18 protein-coding genes and 4 tRNA genes are annotated in these 16,047 nt (G+C 71.3%); 16 read left to right on the forward strand and 6 right to left on the reverse strand.

Translation table 11 applies throughout. The features are described 5' to 3' along the window. Positions 1 to 2: 2 nt before the first annotated feature. The gene (locus ACTVZO_RS24800) at positions 3 to 1,430 is read right to left on the reverse strand and encodes a SulP family inorganic anion transporter (protein WP_443300479.1); all 1,428 of its coding nucleotides are present in this window, start codon (positions 1,428 to 1,430) and stop codon (positions 3 to 5) included. A gap of 200 nt (positions 1,431 to 1,630) precedes the next feature. Then, a complete protein-coding gene (locus tag ACTVZO_RS24805) occupies positions 1,631 to 2,119 on the reverse strand; it encodes a YajQ family cyclic di-GMP-binding protein (RefSeq protein WP_030009008.1) in 489 nt (162 codons plus the stop codon). Positions 2,120 to 2,317: 198 nt separating this feature from the next. On the opposite strand from ACTVZO_RS24805, the gene ACTVZO_RS24810 reads away from it, so the two are divergent. Continuing rightward, positions 2,318 to 2,399 (forward strand) — tRNA-Tyr (locus ACTVZO_RS24810). A 165-nt stretch (positions 2,400 to 2,564) separates the two neighbouring features. Continuing rightward, on the forward strand, positions 2,565 to 2,987 hold the full coding sequence (locus ACTVZO_RS24815) for a DUF3574 domain-containing protein (protein ID WP_443300480.1): 423 nt from the start codon (positions 2,565 to 2,567) through the stop codon (positions 2,985 to 2,987). Positions 2,988 to 3,029: 42 nt separating this feature from the next. Here the strand turns inward: ACTVZO_RS24815 and ACTVZO_RS24820 are convergent, their stop codons facing one another. Then, a complete protein-coding gene (locus tag ACTVZO_RS24820; protein WP_443300481.1) occupies positions 3,030 to 3,686 on the reverse strand; it encodes an SDR family oxidoreductase in 657 nt (218 codons plus the stop codon). A gap of 53 nt (positions 3,687 to 3,739) precedes the next feature. Further along, the gene (locus ACTVZO_RS24825) at positions 3,740 to 5,233 is read right to left on the reverse strand and encodes an amidohydrolase family protein (RefSeq protein WP_443300482.1); all 1,494 of its coding nucleotides are present in this window, start codon (positions 5,231 to 5,233) and stop codon (positions 3,740 to 3,742) included. 359 nt (positions 5,234 to 5,592) lie between these two features. Between ACTVZO_RS24825 and ACTVZO_RS24830 the strand changes: the two genes are divergently transcribed. The 10 genes from ACTVZO_RS24830 to ACTVZO_RS24875 all read left to right on the forward strand — a co-directional run bounded on the left by ACTVZO_RS24830 (position 5,593) and on the right by ACTVZO_RS24875 (position 11,298). After that, positions 5,593 to 5,665: transfer RNA gene (locus tag ACTVZO_RS24830), tRNA-Thr, on the forward strand. Between the two features lie 48 nt (positions 5,666 to 5,713). Continuing rightward, positions 5,714 to 5,786 (forward strand) — tRNA-Met (locus ACTVZO_RS24835). A gap of 88 nt (positions 5,787 to 5,874) precedes the next feature. Next, positions 5,875 to 6,039 (forward strand): 50S ribosomal protein L33, encoded by a 165-nt coding sequence (gene rpmG / locus ACTVZO_RS24840; protein WP_007265873.1) that lies wholly within the window; start codon positions 5,875 to 5,877, stop codon positions 6,037 to 6,039. A gap of 153 nt (positions 6,040 to 6,192) precedes the next feature. Beyond that, positions 6,193 to 6,645 (forward strand): FAS1-like dehydratase domain-containing protein, encoded by a 453-nt coding sequence (locus ACTVZO_RS24845; RefSeq protein WP_385063933.1) that lies wholly within the window; start codon positions 6,193 to 6,195, stop codon positions 6,643 to 6,645. 1 nt (position 6,646) lies between these two features. Further along, entirely contained in the window at positions 6,647 to 7,075 is a 429-nt protein-coding gene (locus ACTVZO_RS24850; RefSeq protein WP_443300483.1) for a MaoC family dehydratase, read from the forward strand. Positions 7,076 to 7,213: 138 nt separating this feature from the next. Further along, positions 7,214 to 7,783, forward strand: coding sequence for a TetR/AcrR family transcriptional regulator (locus ACTVZO_RS24855; protein ID WP_443300484.1), 570 nt, complete (start codon positions 7,214 to 7,216; stop codon positions 7,781 to 7,783). A 78-nt stretch (positions 7,784 to 7,861) separates the two neighbouring features. After that, positions 7,862 to 9,313, forward strand: coding sequence for an MFS transporter (locus ACTVZO_RS24860; RefSeq protein WP_443300485.1), 1,452 nt, complete (start codon positions 7,862 to 7,864; stop codon positions 9,311 to 9,313). A 41-nt stretch (positions 9,314 to 9,354) separates the two neighbouring features. Beyond that, positions 9,355 to 9,753, forward strand: coding sequence for a DUF3291 domain-containing protein (locus ACTVZO_RS24865; RefSeq protein ID WP_443300486.1), 399 nt, complete (start codon positions 9,355 to 9,357; stop codon positions 9,751 to 9,753). Further along, entirely contained in the window at positions 9,750 to 10,865 is a 1,116-nt protein-coding gene (locus tag ACTVZO_RS24870; RefSeq protein ID WP_443303259.1) for a UDP-N-acetylmuramate dehydrogenase, read from the forward strand. Before ACTVZO_RS24865 ends, ACTVZO_RS24870 begins: the two co-directional genes overlap by 4 nt. A 16-nt stretch (positions 10,866 to 10,881) precedes the next feature. After that, complete coding sequence (locus tag ACTVZO_RS24875) at positions 10,882 to 11,298, forward strand: hypothetical protein (protein ID WP_443300487.1); 417 nt, start codon at positions 10,882 to 10,884, stop codon at positions 11,296 to 11,298. On the opposite strand, the gene ACTVZO_RS24880 is transcribed toward ACTVZO_RS24875, so the two are convergent. Continuing rightward, positions 11,288 to 12,307, reverse strand: a complete 1,020-nt coding sequence (locus tag ACTVZO_RS24880) for an adenosine deaminase (protein ID WP_443300488.1) — start codon at positions 12,305 to 12,307, stop codon at positions 11,288 to 11,290. The genes ACTVZO_RS24875 and ACTVZO_RS24880 overlap by 11 nt on opposite strands. Positions 12,308 to 12,473: 166 nt before the next feature. After that, positions 12,474 to 13,700, reverse strand: a complete 1,227-nt coding sequence (locus ACTVZO_RS24885) for a pyridoxal phosphate-dependent aminotransferase (protein ID WP_443300489.1) — start codon at positions 13,698 to 13,700, stop codon at positions 12,474 to 12,476. 216 nt (positions 13,701 to 13,916) lie between these two features. Between ACTVZO_RS24885 and ACTVZO_RS24890 the strand changes: the two genes are divergently transcribed. From ACTVZO_RS24890 to rplK, 4 genes are all read left to right on the forward strand, one after another. Continuing rightward, positions 13,917 to 13,989, forward strand: a tRNA-Trp gene (locus tag ACTVZO_RS24890). 106 nt (positions 13,990 to 14,095) lie between these two features. Next, the gene (gene secE, locus ACTVZO_RS24895) at positions 14,096 to 14,377 is read left to right on the forward strand and encodes a preprotein translocase subunit SecE (protein ID WP_030825982.1); all 282 of its coding nucleotides are present in this window, start codon (positions 14,096 to 14,098) and stop codon (positions 14,375 to 14,377) included. 84 nt (positions 14,378 to 14,461) lie between these two features. Further along, a complete protein-coding gene (gene nusG / locus ACTVZO_RS24900; protein ID WP_443300490.1) occupies positions 14,462 to 15,373 on the forward strand; it encodes a transcription termination/antitermination protein NusG in 912 nt (303 codons plus the stop codon). Positions 15,374 to 15,538: 165 nt separating this feature from the next. Further along, positions 15,539 to 15,973 (forward strand): 50S ribosomal protein L11, encoded by a 435-nt coding sequence (gene rplK / locus ACTVZO_RS24905; protein ID WP_069921505.1) that lies wholly within the window; start codon positions 15,539 to 15,541, stop codon positions 15,971 to 15,973. The last annotated feature ends 74 nt before the right edge of the window (positions 15,974 to 16,047 follow it).

Consider the following 16,047-nt stretch of genomic DNA (forward strand, 5'->3'; position numbering starts at 1 on the left):
CGCTAGATGACGCCTTCCCTGCCGGGCGCCGGTACCCGCCGGTGCTCCCAGCCCTCCAGTGCGGTCAGGCAGGCGTGGTCGAGATGGCGCAGTCCGCTCAGGTCGAGCCGTACGGGCTTCCCGTGGGGCAGCGCCTCCAGGGCGTCGAGCAGTTTGGGCAGCCGCAGGAAGCTGGCGTTGCCCACGACCCGGACGGACAGCTCGCCGTCCTCCCAGACCTCCTCGATGTGCACGTGGGAGGTCTCCCAGGCCGCCTTGGCGATGGCGAGCCCCAGGCCGATCAGCACGCCTTCGAAGAGGTTGGTGGCCACGATCGCGGTGGCCGTGGCCAGCAGGACCACCGCCTCGCCCCGGTGCGTCCGCCACAGCGCGGCCACGGCCCGGGCCGGCAGGAGCTTCCACCCGGCGTGCAGGAGCACCCCGGCGAGCGCGGCGAGCGGCACGGTCTCCAGCACCTGGGGGAAGGCCACGGCGAAGAGCAGCAGCCATCCGCCGTGCATGATCCGGGAGGCGCGGGTGCGGGCCCCGGCCTCCACATTGGCGGAGCTGCGGACGATGACGGCGGTCATCGGCAGTGCCCCGAGCAGCCCGCAGACGGTGTTGCCCATGCCCTGGGCGACGAGTTCGCGGTCGTAGTCGGTCCGGGGGCCGTCGTGCATCCGGTCCACGGCGGCGGCGCTGAAGAGGGTCTCGGCGGAGGCGATCAGCGCCAGCGCGATCACCGTCCCGGCCGCCCCGACCGACGCCAGCACGCCGAAGTCGCCCCAGCCGGGCGGGGACACGGCCTCCAGCACGCCCGTCACCCTGACCTTGTCCACGGGCAGCCGGAGCAGGACGGCCGCGGCGGTGGCGGCCGCCACTCCCACCAGTGCTCCGGGCACCAGGCGCAGCCGCGCCGGCACACGGCGCCAGAGCGTCATGACGGCGATGGTCCCGGCGCCGAGTGCCACGGCGGCCCAGTCAGCCTGCGCCGCGAGTCCGTGCACCCCGCCCAGTTTCGCCAGGGTCTGCCCCGGAGCCTCCACCCCGCCCAGGGCGTAGAGCTGCCCCGAGATCAGGACCAGCCCGATCCCGGCCAGCATCCCGTGCACGACGGCGACGGAGATCGCCCGGAACCACCGCCCGAGCCGCAGCACCCCCATGCCCAGTTGCAGCAGCCCGGCCGCCAGCACCAGGACGCCGAGCGCGGCCGGACCGTACGCCTGCACCGCCTCGTAGACGAGCACGGTGAGCCCGGCCGCCGGCCCGCTCACCTGGAGCGAGCTGCCCCTGAACCAGCCGGTGACCAGCCCGCCGACCACCCCGGTGACGATCCCCAGCTCGGCCGGCACCCCCGAAGCGACGGCCACCCCCACGCACAGCGGCAGCGCGACCAGCGCGACGACCACGGACGCCCCGAAGTCTTCGCGAAACGTGCCGGCCCCAGGCATGCGAGATCCCCCCTGCAGCGGTGATGGATGCCACCAGCCTGGAGGGCGCACCCATCCTGCCCAAGTGCCCACAGAAGCCCGGGGTGGCGCACGCGCCGCTCACGCCCCGCACACACTCCGCACCACCGCCCTGGAACCACCGCGGCCCGGCGGTCCGTGAGGACCGCCGGGCCGGCGTGCGGGCAGGTCGGGGACCTGGGTCAGCGGTAGTTCACGAACTGGATCGCGAAGTCCAGGTCCTTGCCCTTGAGCAGCGCCTGGACCTCCTGGAGGTCGTCACGGCTCTTGGAACTGACGCGCAGCTCCTCGCCCTGGACCTGGGCCTTGACGCCCTTGGGACCCTCGTCCCGGATGATCTTCGCGACCTTCTTGGCGTTCTCCTGGGAGATGCCCTCCTCGATCGTGGCGAAGATCTTGTACTCCTTGCCGGACAGCTGCGGCTCGCCGGCGTCCAGCGCCTTGAGCGAGATTCCACGCTTGACCAGCTTGGTCTCGAACACATCGAGGACGGCCTTGACGCGCTCCTCGGAGTTCGCCTCCATCAGGATCTTCTCGCCGGACCAGGCGATGGTGGCGCCGGTGCCCTTGAAGTCGTAGCGCTGCGAGAGCTCCTTGGCGGCCTGGTTGAGGGCGTTGTCGACCTCCTGCCGCTCGACCTTCGAGACGATGTCGAAACTGGAGTCGGCCATGTGCAGTGGCTCCTTGAAGTCGGTGGTGATCGCCCCGGAGGGCACGGCCGTACATCCCCGGCCCGCGCGGCAAAGCCTAGCCACCGCACCCACCCTCGGTGCTGATCAATCCGGTGGCGAAGCACCCCCGGTCATCAGGTATCGTTTACGTCGTTGCCAGGGAGCGCCGCCGAGAGGCGGAAAAATGGCAGCGATCATGGCGGTGTGCCCGAGTGGCCAAAGGGAGCAGACTGTAAATCTGCCGGCTCAGCCTACCCAGGTTCGAACCCTGGCGCCGCCACGCGATGTGAGACCCCCGTTTACTGCGGAAGCGCAGTGGGCGGGGGTCTTCTCGTACTCGCTCTGGCGGTCCGCCGTGCGGGCTGCGCCGGTGCGGGCCGCTGCCGCTCCGACCGCATCGTCGGGGTCCCCTGTTCGTTCACCTTGAGTGAAATGGACATCTGACATGCGGGGGAAAGTGGGCGGCGGGGTACTCATCGCCCTGCTCGGCGCCGGGATTCCGGCCCTGGTCGGGGCGGCGCTCCACACGGACGTGGGGGAGCCCTACCGGGAGACCCGGCTGTACTTCGGCACCGACCGGCCCGACGGCCGCGGGCCGGTCGACGAGAAGGAATTCATGCGGTTCCTGGACCGCGAGATCAGCCCTGCCTTCCCCGAGGGGCTGACCCTCCAGGACGGGTACGGGCAGTGGCGCGGGCAGGACGGCAAGGCCGTCCGGGAGGGCTCGTACGAGGTGGTGCTGCTGTACCCCGAGAAGGAGGCCGGCGAGCGCAGCGGGCGCATCGAGCGGATCCGTCAGGCGTACGAGGACCAGTACCAGCAGGACTCGGTCGGACGGTCCGACGACAAGCTGACCGCCGAATTCTGAGCGTGCGGGAGGGCGTGCGGGCCGGCCGACCGCGCATCAGCGTCAGTTGCCCGCAACGTCCTTGACCGCCACCGCGACCGGCGTCGAACCGGAGACCAGCTCCAGGGTCAGGCCGGCCGTCGCCGGGGTCTCGACCAGTTCCGCGAGCACCGCCGCCACGTCGTCGCGCGGGACGGACCCGCGGCCCGTCCGCACCTCCAGGCGGACCGAGCCCGTCCCCGCGTCGTCGAGCAGCGAGCCGGGGCGCAGCACCGTCCACTCCAGGCCCAGCCGGGTGCGGAGGTGTTCGTCGGCCTCGCCCTTCGCCCGGAGGTAGGCGTCGAAGACCTCGTCGCCCTCGTGCCGTGCGTCCGCGCCCATCGAAGAGACCATCAGGAAGCGCGGCACACCGGCGCGTTCGGCCGCGTCGGCGAACAGCACCGCCGCGCCCCGGTCCACGGTGTCCTTGCGCCCGATGCCGCTGCCCGGACCCGCGCCGGCGGCGAACACCGCCACCCCGGCGCCGTGCAGGATGCCCGCCACGTGCTCCACCGAGGCCGACTCCAGGTCGCACAGCACGGGTTCGGCGCCCGCCTCCCGGAGGTCGTCGCCCTGGGCCGGGTCGCGGATGATCCCCGCGACCTCGTACCCGCGCGCGGCGAGCAGTCGCTCCAGCCGCAGCGCGATCTGACCGTGTCCACCCGCGATGACGATGCGCATGTCCCGACCGTACGACGAGCCGGGCCGCCGCGCCCGCGAACGCCCGGCGAAGTTCAGGGACCGGGCTCCGTACGGCCCTGCCGGGGCAGGTCCAGGGCCACGGCGACGGCCGAGTCGCAGTACTCCCGTACGGCACTCGTACGGGCTACCACCCGCCCCCGGTGGATCACGATCCGGCTGTAGGCGAGGGAGAGCACGCCCGCGATCCGGTCTCCGCGTACGGCGAGCAGCTCCGCCGGGAAGCCGGCCTCCACCCGGACCTCCGGCAGCCCCATGGCCTCCCGGGCGGCGGTGCTGACCGACTGGTAGGCCTCGCCCGGCCGCAGCCCGCCCTGGGAGGCCAGCAGGTACGCGGCCTCCAGGGGGTCGCCGCGGCCGACCGGGTTCCCCGCGTCCCGCAGGGCCCCGCTGCCGGCCGTGACGCGCACCCCGGCGGCCCGCAGCAGGCGTACGGGGGCGGTGCGCAGGCCTCGGCGTTCCAGGGCCGCGCAGTCGCCCTGGGGCAGGCAGGTCACCCGTACCCCGGCCGCGGCCAGCTGGTCGGCGGCCCGGGCCGCCACGTCCAGCGGGAGCCGGGACAGGCCGCCGCAGGGGCCGATGCTGACGCCGGGGCGCAGCCCGCCGGCCATCGCCGCGAGCCGGGCCAGGCGGCCGGGGTCGTCACCGTCCGTGTGCAGGTCCACCGGGCAGCCGTGCTCGTCGGCGAGTCCCAGGACGGCTTCGAGGAAGCCGGTCGGGTCCGGGTCCAGGTCCGGGCAGCCGCCGATCACGGACGCACCCATCTTGACCGCGTCCCGCAGCATGGCCAGCCCGTCGGAGCCGGCCACCCCGGTCAGCAGCCGGGGCACGGCCACGGTGGTCAGGTCGGTGAGCCCGCGCAGCGAGCGGCGGGCCTGGAGCACGGCTTCCATCGGCCCGAGGCCGTGCACGTCGCCGATCCGGACGTGGGAGCGCACGGCGGTGGCCCCGTGGCCGAGCTGGAGCAGGGCGGCTTCGGTGGCCCGGCGCTGGACCTCGTCGGGCGTGTACGAGACGGGCCCCTCGCCGTCGGCGGTCAGGGCGGTGTCCCCGTGGGCGTGGGGCTCGGCGGGGGCGGGCAGCAGCAGGTACCCGCCGAGGTCCACCCGGGACAGGGCGGGGGCGGGCAGGCTGCCCGCGGTGCCGACGGCCTGGATCCGGCCGCCGCTGAGGCGGACGTCCACGGTCCGGCCGTCGGTGAGGCGTGCCCCGGCGAGCAGCAGGGTGGTGGCCTCGGCGGCGGCGTGGCCGGGGCCGGGGGAGTGGCCGGCGCCGTGGGCGTGGCCGTGGTCCGGGGAGTGGCCGGCGCCGTGGGCGTTGGCGTGGCCGTGGTCCGGGGAGGGGCCCGGGGAGTGGCCGAGGGAGGGGCCGCGGTCGTGATCGGGGAGGTGGCTCCGGCTGCGGGAGGGGCTCGGTGAAGGGCCCTGCGAGGGGCTCTGGGCGGGGCCGTGTGCGGGTCCTTGTCCTGCGGCCTCGCCGCGGCCGCTGCGCGGGGACTGGAACGGCTGCTGCGGCTGGCTGTCGGACATCGCGCTCCTGCGGTGGCTCGGGCGGTCCTGGGCCGTGGCCGCGGCCCGCGGCCCAAGATCACGCAGCGTGCTCAGAGCCTAGGGCGCGGCGCACCCCGCTTCACGGAAGAGCGCAATAGTCGTACCGGTGTGGTGCCCGTGCGCCGCAGCGCACCGGCGCGCGCTCCGGCGAGGCCGGCCGGGCGCGCGCGGGCCCCGTACGCGTGTGATGACGTGTGAGCCCGCACACAATCCGTGCCCGAAGTGACGTGTGGGCCCTCTGCGGGGTGATCGAGAAAGGGGTCCGGACCACCTCGGAGGCCTGCTCCCGCAAAGGATTTGGGCGATCGGCGGGCAACCGTGTAATGTCTTCATCGCTCGCCCCAATAGCTCAGTCGGTAGAGCGTCTCCATGGTAAGGAGAAGGTCTGCGGTTCGATTCCGCATTGGGGCTCTGGTGAGAGAGGTTCCCCACCCTCGGGTGGGGTTCCGATCACATCAAAGCGGCGTAGCTCAGTCGGTAGAGCAAGCGGCTCATAATCGCTGTGTCACCGGTTCAAGTCCGGTCGCCGCTACACACAGTAGCCGATTGCGGGGTCGGTCTCCCGATCGGCTACTCTTTTATGCGTTCATCCGTCCCATAGTCCGTCAAGGAGCACTCACGTGGCTGCCACCGACGTCCGCCCGAAGATCACGCTGGCCTGCGTGGAGTGCAAGGAGCGGAACTACATCACCAAGAAGAACCGGCGTAACAACCCGGACCGCATGGAGATGAAGAAGCACTGCCCGCGCTGCAACTCGCACACCGCGCACCGCGAGACCCGCTGATCCTGGCGAAGTCTCAATAACAGGCACCGTCATGAGGTCGTCCCCTTCTTTGGGGGGCGGCCTCGTGTCGTTTCCGCAGGTATCGGCGGGCGGGTGCTCGTGGCCGCACCGTCTTTGTGTATTTCGTGTCCCTTCATCAGGAGGTAGTGAGTCATGGCTCTCGACCAGTCCTTCGTGGGGCGGAGTTACCCCCCCACCGATCCGTACGAGGTCGGCCGGGAGAAGATCCGCGAATTCGCGGTCGCCGTGGGTGACGCCAATCCCGTGTACACCGACCCCGAAGCCGCCAAGGGGTACGGCTACCCCGATGTGATCGCGCCCCCGACTTTCGTGTTCGCGATCACATTCGCGGCGGCCGGCCAGGTCGTCCAGGACCCGCAGCTGGGGCTGGACTACAGCCGCGTCGTGCACGGCGACCAGAAGTTCGCGTACTCGCGCCCCGTACGGGCCGGTGACCGGCTGACCGTGACCTCCACCATCGAGGCCGTGAAGTCCCTCGCGGGCAACGACATCATCGACATCCGCGGCGAGGTCCACGACGAGACCGGCGAGCACGTGGTGACGGCGTGGACGAAGCTCGTCTCCCGCGCCCCCGAGGAGGCCTGACATGGCAGCGCAGATCCAGTACGCGGACGTGGAGGTCGGCACCGAGCTGCCCGCGGCGTCCTTCCCCGTGACACGCGCCACGCTGGTCCGCTACGCCGGCGCCTCGGGTGACTTCAACCCGATCCACTGGAACGAGGAGTTCGCCAAGGAGGTCGGGCTGCCGGACGTGATCGCGCACGGCATGTTCACGATGGCCGAGGCGATCCGGGTGGTCACCGACTGGGCCGGCGACCCGGGCGCGGTGGTCGAGTACGGCGTGCGCTTCACCAAGCCGGTCGTGGTGCCGAACGACGACCGGGGCGGCCTGATCGAGGTCACGGCCAAGGTCGCGGCCAAGCTGGAGGACAACCGCGTCCGCGTCGACCTGACGGCGATGAGCGCCGGCCAGAAGGTGCTGGGCATGTCCCGCGCGGTGGTCGAACTCGCCTGACCGCGACGCGGCAGGAGGGCGGCAAAGACGGCGACGGGGGCTCCGGGAGTGAGGGAGCCCCCGTCCCGCGCCTCCGCCCGTGGATGGCGCCCCCACCCCCCCTTGCGTAGTTAGTGATTACGCACTAACTTAACTGTCATGGCAAGGATGAGCGCGGAGGAGCGGCGCGAGAGCGTCGTCAGGGCGGCAGTGCACGAGTTCGCCCGCGGAGGATACCACGGGACCTCCACCGAGGCGATCGCCAAGCGGGTGGGCGTGTCCCAGCCGTACCTCTTCCGGCTCTTCCCGAACAAGCCGGCCATCTTCCTCGCCGCCGCCGAGCGCTGCCTGCGCGAGACCCGCGAGGTGATGGCAGCCGCCGGCGAGGGCCTGCACGGTGAAGAGGCCACGCGGGCCATGGCGAACGCCTACACCCGCCTCATCTCCGAGGACCCCGACAAGCTGCAGATGCAGCTCCAGATGTACGTCACCGTCGCCGCGGCCGAGGCGGCCGGGGACCGCGAACTCGGCGAGCTCGTCCGCAAGGGCTGGATGGAGCTCTGGGACACGGTCCGCGTGCCGTTCGGCGGGGACGCGAACGAGACGACGACCTTCATGGCGTACGGAATGCTGATCAACACCCTCGCCGCCATGGGATTTCCGCCCGAACACCGGGTCTGGGAGGGGCTGTACCCGACGGCCCGAGCCAAGGGCCGCCCGGAAGAGTGAGGACCCGCCGCCTGTCCGGCGGATCACTCATGCCCACGAAAGTTAGTCAGCGATAACTAACAACCCTCAGGGGGAATCGTGAACACGCAAGACAAGGACACCAAGCTCCGCGGGCCCGCCGTCTGGGCCCTCGTACTGACCGGCGTCGCCAGCTTCATGGCCGCCCTCGACAACCTCGTCGTCACCACCGCCCTCCCCGCCATCCGCGAGGACCTCGGCGGCCGGCTCGAGGACCTGGAGTGGACGGTGAACGCCTACACGCTCACCTTCGCCGTCCTCCTCATGTTCGGCGCCGCCCTCGGCGACCGGTTCGGGCGCCGCCGGCTGTTCGTCATCGGCCTCGCGATATTCACCGGCGCCTCCGGTGCGGCCGCCCTCTCGCCCGGCATCGACGCGCTCATCGCCGCCCGCGCCGTCCAGGGCGTCGGCGCCGCGATCATGATGCCGCTCACCCTGACCCTCCTCACCGCCGCGGTCCCCGCCGCCCGCCGCGGCATGGCCCTCGGCATCTACGGAGCCGTCACCGGCCTCGCCGTCGCCAGCGGCCCCCTCATCGGCGGCAGCCTCACCGAGCACATCTCCTGGCAGTGGATCTTCTGGCTGAACGTGCCCATAGGCCTGGCCCTGATCCCGCTCGCCCGCCTGCGCCTCGCCGAGTCCACCGCCCCCGGCTCGCGCCTCGACCTCCCCGGCACCCTGCTCATCAGCGGCGGCCTCTTCGGCATCGTCTACGCCCTGGTCAACGCCAATGCCGAGGGCTGGACCAGCGCCCCCGTGCTCATCGGCCTGATCGCCGGAACCGCGCTCGTCGGCGGCTTCGTCCACCACGGCATCCGCAGCACGAACCCGATGCTCCCCATGCGGCTCTTCCGGAGCCGGGGCTTCCTGGGGATCAACGCGGCCAGCCTGCTGATGTTCCTCGGCATGTTCGGCTCGATCTTCCTGCTCAGCCAGTTCCTCCAGGGCGTCGCCGGCTACTCGCCCACCGAGGCGGGCCTGCGCATGCTCCCCTGGACCGGCATGCCGATGATCGTCGCGCCGATCTCGGGGATCCTCTCCGACCGGATCGGCGGCCGCCCCGTCATCGCCACCGGGCTCGCGCTCCAGGCCCTCGGACTCGGCTGGTTCGCGACGATCCTGAGCGCGGACGTCTCGTACGCCGCCCAGCTTCCGGCGCTGATCATCAGCGGCATCGGCATGGGGATGTACTTCGCCCCCGCCTCCAACGTCCTGATGTCCACCGTCACCACCGCCGACCAGGGCAAGGCGTCGGGCACCAACACCGCCCTGCGCGAGGTTGGCGGAGCCCTCGGCGTGGCCGTCCTCGCCTCGGTCTTCGCCGCCCAGGGCGGCTACGAGTCCCCGCAGGCCTTCACCGACGGCACCGTCCCCGCCCTGTGGATCGGCGCCGTCGCGGTCGCCCTGGCCGCCGCGTTCGCCCTGCTGCTCCCCGGCCGGCAAAAGCACTCCGGCGCTGCCGCCGACGCCCCCGCGACGCCGGAGCACGCCAAGGTCCCCGCAGCCCGCTGACCCGTCCCACACCCGCCCCAGAGCCAGAAGGAGTGACCGCCATGCCCGACATCCCCTGGTCGACCCCCACCCGGGCGGCCCCCGACGCCGAGGTCTACGTGATGGCCTCCCGCTTCGAGACCGCCACCCTCGCCGGAGCCCTCCGCTTCCTCCTCAAGGCCCCCGGCATCATCGGCCAGATCCGCAAGGCCCCCGGCGCGCACGGCGTCGCCCTCCGGGCCCGCGTCTTCGGCCGCACCTTCCTCACCCTCTCCGCCTGGGAGGACCGCGAGGCGCTCCACCGGTTCGCCCGCAGCGAGCCGCACCGCTCCAGCTCCCGGGCGGCCGCCGCCTTCATGAAGGAATCCGCCTTCACCTTCTGGACCGTACGGGCCCGCGAGCTCCCCATCGGCTGGGCCGAGGCGGAGCGCCGTCTGGCCGAGCAGCGCACCGCCTACTGAGTCACGGTCCGTGGCCCCGCCGGGACGCGAGGGGCACGGACCGTACTCTTGTCCACGTGCAGGAACTCCACGACGCCCCCCTCGCCCCGCTGACCACCTTCCGCCTCGGTGGCCCCGCCGCCCGTCTGGTCACCGCGACCACCGACGACGAGGTGGTCGCCGTCGTCCGAGCCGCGGACGAGAGCGGAACCCCGCTCCTGATCATCGGCGGCGGCAGCAATCTGGTCATCGGCGACCAGGGGTTCGACGGCACCGCCCTGCGCATCGCGACCACCGGCTTCACCCTGACGGGCACCACCCTGGAGCTCGCCGCCGGCGAGAACTGGAGCGAGGCCGTCGCCCGCGCCGTCGAGGCCGGTCTCGCGGGCATCGAGTGCCTCGCCGGAATCCCCGGCTCGGCCGGCGCGACCCCGATCCAGAACGTCGGGGCGTACGGCCAGGAGGTCTGCGACACCATCACCGAGGTCGTCGCCTACGACCGCACCCGCCGCGAGACGGTCACGCTGACCGCCGCCGAGTGCGCGTTCTCGTACCGCGACAGCCTCTTCAAGCACCAGCCCGAGCGGTACGTCGTCCTGCGCGTGCGCTTCGCCCTGGAGGACGCCGGCGGTCTCTCCGCGCCGGTCAAGTACCCCGAGACCGCCCGCGCCCTCGGCGTCGGGGCCGGCGACCGGGTCCCCGCCGCCACCGTCCGCGAGACCGTGCTGCGGCTGCGCGCCGGCAAGGGCATGGTCCTCGACCCGGCCGACCACGACACCTGGTCGGCAGGCTCCTTCTTCCACAACCCGATCCTGACCGACGAGGCCTACGCCGCCTTCCTCGCCCGCGCCCAGGACCGCCTCGGCCCCGACACCGCCCCGCCCGCCTACCCCGCCGGCGAGGGCCGTACGAAGACCAGCGCGGCCTGGCTGATCGACAAGGCCGGCTTCACCAAGGGCTACGGCGCCGGCCCCGCGCGGATCTCCACCAAGCACACCCTCGCGCTCACCAACCGCGGCGAGGCCACCACCGAGGACCTCCTCGCCCTGGCCCGCGAGGTCGTCGCGGGCGTCCACGCGGCCTTCGGCGTCACCCTGGTCAACGAGCCGGTGACGGTCGGCGTCAGCATCTGAGGAGTCCCGGCCGCCCATGCTCTGTCCGCTGCACGGGGCCGGTACGGACCCCACCCGCCTCGTGGGCCGCACGCTCAGCAGAGTCGTCGCGTCCTGGCACATCAGCGACGGCGAACGCTCCGAGGCGCCCCTCGACGTCTGGCTGATCGACAGCCTCGGCGACTGCATCCGCATCACCACGGGGTCCGACCAGTGCCTCATCGTCGAGTCCGCGGCGCCGCACGAGCCGTACGACATGGGGGAATGGGGCCGCATCGAGGTCGGCGAGGACCTCGGCGACCACCCCTTCCTGCGGCACCTCGGCGAGACCGTCGCCTCGGTCGCCGAGTTCGCGCTGCCCGAGCAGGGCCGCACCCACCTGGAGATCGGCTTCCAGGGCGGGCACCGGGTGCGGGCCGACTGTTACGAGGGGGACCTGCGGCTCACCCGGTGAGCCAGTGGTCGATCCCGGCGAGCAGCTTCTCCTGTACGTCGGCGGGCGCGGCCGAACCGCGCACCGACTGCCGGGCCAGCTCGGCCAGCTCCGGGTCCGTGAACGCGTGGTGGCGGCGGGCGATCTCGTACTGCGCGGCCAGCCGGGATCCGAACAGCAGCGGGTCGTCGGCGCCCAGCGCCATCGGCACCCCGGCCTCGAAGAGGGTGCGCAGCGGGACGTCCTCGGGCCGCTCGTAGACCCCCAGGGCCACGTTGGAGGCCGGGCACACCTCGCAGGTGATCTGCCGGTCGGCGAGCCGCTTGAGCAGGCGCGGATCCTCCGCCGCCCGGACGCCGTGCCCGATGCGGGAGGCGTGCAGATCGTCGAGGCAGTCGCGCACGGAGGACGGGCCGGTCAGCTCGCCGCCGTGCGGGGCGGCCAGCAGGCCGCCCTCCCGGGCGATGGCGAAGGCCCGGTCGAAGTCGCGGGCCATGCCGCGGCGCTCGTCATTGGACAGGCCGAAGCCGACGATTCCGCGGTCGGCGTAGCGGACGGCGAGCCGGGCGAGGGTCCGTGCGTCGAGCGGGTGCTTCATGCGGTTCGCGGCGATGAGGACGCGCATCCCGAGCCCCGTCTCGCGGGACGCGGTGTCGACGGCGTCGAGGATGATCTCGACGGCCGGGATCATCCCGCCGAGGAGCGGGGCGTAGGAGGTGGGATCCACCTGGATCTCCAGCCAGCCGCTGCCGTCCCGTACGTCCTCCTCCGCCGCCTCGCGGACCAGGCGGCGGATGTCGTCGGGCTCGCGCAGACAGGACCGGGCTGCGTCGTAGAGCCGCTGGAAGCGGAACCAGCCGCGCTCGTCGGTGGCACGGAGTTTGGGCGGCTCGCCGGCGGTCAGGGCGTCCGGGAGCCGGACGCCGTACTTGTCGGCGAGCTCCAGGAGGGTCGATGGGCGCATCGAGCCGGTGAAGTGCAGGTGCAGGTGTGCCTTCGGCAGAAGCGTGAGATCGCGTGCTTGCTCCATCTGGTGATCCTGCCGTACCGCCGCGCTCGGCGGGAGGGGGTTTTACCTTTCGGGGGCTTGCCCGTACGCGTGAGCGGGGTGCGGCTTCACCACCGGGCCCCGCTCACGCGTAGCGGCGGGGCCGGGACCGCCCTCGGCGATCCCGGCCCCGCCGGCGTCGTCAGGCCTAGGCCTTGGCCTCTGCCAGGAGCTTCTGGACTCGGGAGATGCCCTCGACCAGGTCCTCGTCGCCCAGGGCGTAGGACAGGCGCAGGTAGCCCGGGGTGCCGAAGGCCTCGCCGGGGACGACCGCGACCTCGACCTCGTCCAGGATCAGGGCGGCGAGCTCGACGGAGGTCTGCGGGCGCTTGCCGCGGATCTCCTTGCCGAGGAGCTGCTTGACCGACGGGTACGCGTAGAACGCGCCTTCGGGGGTCGGGCAGACGACGCCCTCGATCTCGTTCAGCATCCGCACGATCGTCTGGCGCCGCCGGTCGAAGGCGGTGCGCATCTCGTGGACCGCGTCCAGGTTGCCGGAGACGGCGGCCAGCGCCGCGACCTGGGCCACGTTGGAGACGTTGGAGGTGGCGTGCGACTGGAGGTTGGTCGCGGCCTTGACCACGTCCTTGGGGCCGATGATCCAGCCCACCCGCCAGCCGGTCATCGCGTACGTCTTCGCGACGCCGTTGACGACGATGCAGCGGTCGGCCAGCTCGGGGACGATCGCCGGGAGCGAGACGAACTTCGCGTCGCCGTACACGAGGTGCTCGTAGATCTCGTCGGTCAGGACCCACAGGCCCTTCTCGGCGGCCCAGCGGCCGATCGCCTCGGCGTCGGCCTCGCTGTAGACGGCGCCGGTCGGGTTCGACGGGGAGACGAACAGGACGACCTTGGTGCGCTCGGTGCGCGCGGCCTCCAGCTGCTCGACGGAGACCCGGTAGCCGGTGGTCTCGTCGGCGACGACCTCGACCGGGACACCGCCGGCGAGACGGATGGACTCCGGGTAGGTGGTCCAGTACGGAGCCGGGACGATGACCTCGTCGCCCGGGTCCAGGATCGCCGCGAAGGCCTCGTAGATCGCCTGCTTGCCGCCGTTGGTCACCAGCACCTGCGACGCGTCGACCTCGTAGCCGGAGTCGCGCAGGGTCTTGGCGGCGATCGCGGCCTTGAGCTCGGGCAGACCGCCGGCCGGCGTGTAGCGGTGGTACTTGGGGGTGCGGCAGGCCTCGACCGCCGCCTCGACGATGTAGTCCGGGGTCGGGAAGTCGGGCTCGCCCGCGCCGAAGCCGATCACCGGGCGCCCGGCGGCCTTGAGGGCCTTGGCCTTGGCGTCCACGGCGAGGGTGGCGGACTCGGAAATGGCGCCGATACGGGCGGACACCCGGCGCTCGGAAGAAGGCGTTGCAGAGGTCATGCGAGCAATCGTCCCAGACGGCAAACAGGTGCCGCACAACGTTTCAGTCACCGGACCGCGGGACGGCACCGGGTCGCCTCGACGGTGTGCGGGCGGGGTCCTGTTCGACGTCAGGGCGCGGTTCACGTACACTCACCTGTCGTTGGCCCTCGCCGACCGGCCCAAAGCGTGAGCACTCCGTGCACTCGCTCGGATGCGGTAGGTTGGGGGACGCAAAGGGTCGTAGCTCAATTGGTAGAGCACTGGTCTCCAAAACCAGCGGTTGGGGGTTCGAGTCCCTCCGGCCCTGCTCCACACTCCTTCTCGGATGTGTGTGCGCAGGTACGTACTTTGATGCAACGCCGTGCGGCGCAACCGGGCGCGGTACGGCCACGACCCGGATTCAGGTGAGAGACGTGACGGACGCCCTGGGCTCCATCGACATGCCTGACGCCGAGGACGAGACCCGCGAGAAGAAGGCCCGCAAGGGCGGCAAGCGCGGCAAGAAGGGTCCTCTGGGCCGGCTCGCGCTGTTCTACCGCCAGATTGTCGCGGAACTCCGCAAGGTCGTTTGGCCCACTCGCAACCAGCTCACGACGTACACCACCGTGGTGATTGTCTTCGTGGTCATCATGATCGGTCTGGTGACCGTGATTGACTATGGGTTCCAGGAAGCCATCAAGTTCGTCTTCGGCTGATCCCCGCGGAGGGCGGCGCCTTGATGGGTGCCGCCCGTTTTCGCATGTTCCACCACCTTTTGTATCCAGGAAGAAGCAGCCACCGTGTCTGACCCGAACCTGAACGCGAGCCACGACTCCGTCGAGTCCGTCGAGGACGAGCTCGACATCGTCGAGGCGGCAGACGCTGTGGACCCCGACGAGGCCGAGCTCGCCGACGTTGACGCGGGTGGCGCCGCCGAAGAGGCCGCGCTGCACGTCCAGGATGAGGACGAGGTCGACGCCGAGATCGAGGACGACGCCGAGGTCGAGGCGGCTGCCGACGACGCCGGGGAAGAGGCCGAGGTCGAGGCCGAGGCCGGCGAGGAGGCCGAAGAGGCCGCCGAGGAAGCCGAGCCCGTCGACCCCATCCAGGCCCTGCGCGACGAGCTGCGCCTCCTGCCCGGCGAGTGGTACGTGATCCACACCTACGCCGGCTACGAGAAGCGCGTGAAGGCCAACCTGGAGCAGCGCGCCGTCTCGCTGAACGTCGAGGAGTTCATCTACCAGGCCGAGGTGCCCGAGGAAGAGATCGTCCAGATCAAGAACGGCGAGCGCAAGAACGTCCGGCAGAACAAGCTGCCCGGTTACGTTCTCGTCCGCATGGATCTGACGAACGAGTCCTGGGGCGTCGTCCGCAACACGCCTGGTGTCACCGGCTTCGTCGGCAACGCGTACGACCCGTACCCGCTGACCCTGGACGAGATCGTCAAGATGCTCGCCCCGGAGGCGCAGGAGAAGGCCGCCAAGGCCGCCGCGGAAGAGGCCGGCCTGCCCGCGCCCGCCGTCAAGCGCACCATCGAGGTCCTGGACTTCGAGGTCGGCGACTCGGTCACCGTCACCGACGGTCCGTTCGCCACGCTCCAGGCGACGATCAACGAGATCAACCCGGACTCGAAGAAGGTCAAGGGCCTCGTCGAGATCTTCGGCCGCGAGACCCCGGTCGAGCTCAGCTTCGACCAGATCCAGAAGAACTGATCTTCTGCGCGAAAGCTTCCGGACAGGTCAGATCGCCCCGCAAAGGGCGGTCTGACCTGCTCGGTTTTTAGCCCCGCACCGATACCCGTTATCGTGGTGCGGTATGCCTCCATCCGGATGACCGGATCGGCGGCTGAAAACTCTCACTAGGACCCGGAGAGAGCAATGCCTCCCAAGAAGAAGAAGGTCACGGGGCTTATCAAGCTCCAGATCAAGGCCGGTGCGGCCAACCCGGCTCCGCCGGTCGGCCCCGCGCTCGGTCAGCACGGCGTCAACATCATGGAGTTCTGCAAGGCCTACAACGCCGCGACCGAGTCGCAGCGTGGCATGGTCGTGCCGGTGGAGATCACGGTCTACGAGGACCGCTCCTTCACCTTCATCACCAAGACTCCGCCGGCCGCGCGCCTCATCCTGAAGCACGCGGGCGTGGAGAAGGGCTCCGGCGAGCCCCACAAGACCAAGGTCGCCAAGCTCACGGCTGCCCAGGTCAAGGAGATCGCCGAGCTGAAGATGCCCGACCTGAACGCCAACGACATCGACGCCGCCGTGAAGATCATTTCCGGCACCGCGCGTTCGATGGGCATCACCGTCGAAGGCTGATCCAGCCCCCTCCAGCACCACCAGTGGTAGGACCAAGCGCTGGTCCGCACCACGACTCCACGCCTGAAGACACA

This window comes from Streptomyces sp. IBSNAI002 (assembly GCF_052244475.1).
In the GTDB taxonomy this organism is placed as follows: domain Bacteria; phylum Actinomycetota; class Actinomycetes; order Streptomycetales; family Streptomycetaceae; genus Streptomyces.

Bases quoted from the DNA above. Each gene is read 5' to 3' on its own strand.
- ACTVZO_RS24800 (WP_443300479.1), bottom strand. From the start codon at position 1,430: ATGCCTGGGGCCGGCACGTTTCGCGAAGACTTCGGGGCGTCCGTGGTC.
- ACTVZO_RS24805 (WP_030009008.1), bottom strand. From the start codon at position 2,119: ATGGCCGACTCCAGTTTCGACATCGTCTCGAAGGTCGAGCGGCAGGAG.
- ACTVZO_RS24815 (WP_443300480.1), top strand. From the start codon at position 2,565: ATGCGGGGGAAAGTGGGCGGCGGGGTACTCATCGCCCTGCTCGGCGCC.
- ACTVZO_RS24820 (WP_443300481.1), bottom strand. From the start codon at position 3,686: ATGCGCATCGTCATCGCGGGTGGACACGGTCAGATCGCGCTGCGGCTG.
- ACTVZO_RS24825 (WP_443300482.1), bottom strand. From the start codon at position 5,233: ATGTCCGACAGCCAGCCGCAGCAGCCGTTCCAGTCCCCGCGCAGCGGC.
- ACTVZO_RS24845 (WP_385063933.1), top strand. From the start codon at position 6,193: ATGGCTCTCGACCAGTCCTTCGTGGGGCGGAGTTACCCCCCCACCGAT.
- ACTVZO_RS24850 (WP_443300483.1), top strand. From the start codon at position 6,647: ATGGCAGCGCAGATCCAGTACGCGGACGTGGAGGTCGGCACCGAGCTG.
- ACTVZO_RS24855 (WP_443300484.1), top strand. From the start codon at position 7,214: ATGGCAAGGATGAGCGCGGAGGAGCGGCGCGAGAGCGTCGTCAGGGCG.
- ACTVZO_RS24865 (WP_443300486.1), top strand. From the start codon at position 9,355: ATGCCCGACATCCCCTGGTCGACCCCCACCCGGGCGGCCCCCGACGCC.
- ACTVZO_RS24875 (WP_443300487.1), top strand. From the start codon at position 10,882: ATGCTCTGTCCGCTGCACGGGGCCGGTACGGACCCCACCCGCCTCGTG.
- ACTVZO_RS24880 (WP_443300488.1), bottom strand. From the start codon at position 12,307: ATGGAGCAAGCACGCGATCTCACGCTTCTGCCGAAGGCACACCTGCAC.
- ACTVZO_RS24885 (WP_443300489.1), bottom strand. From the start codon at position 13,700: ATGACCTCTGCAACGCCTTCTTCCGAGCGCCGGGTGTCCGCCCGTATC.
- rplK (WP_069921505.1), top strand. From the start codon at position 15,539: ATGCCTCCCAAGAAGAAGAAGGTCACGGGGCTTATCAAGCTCCAGATC.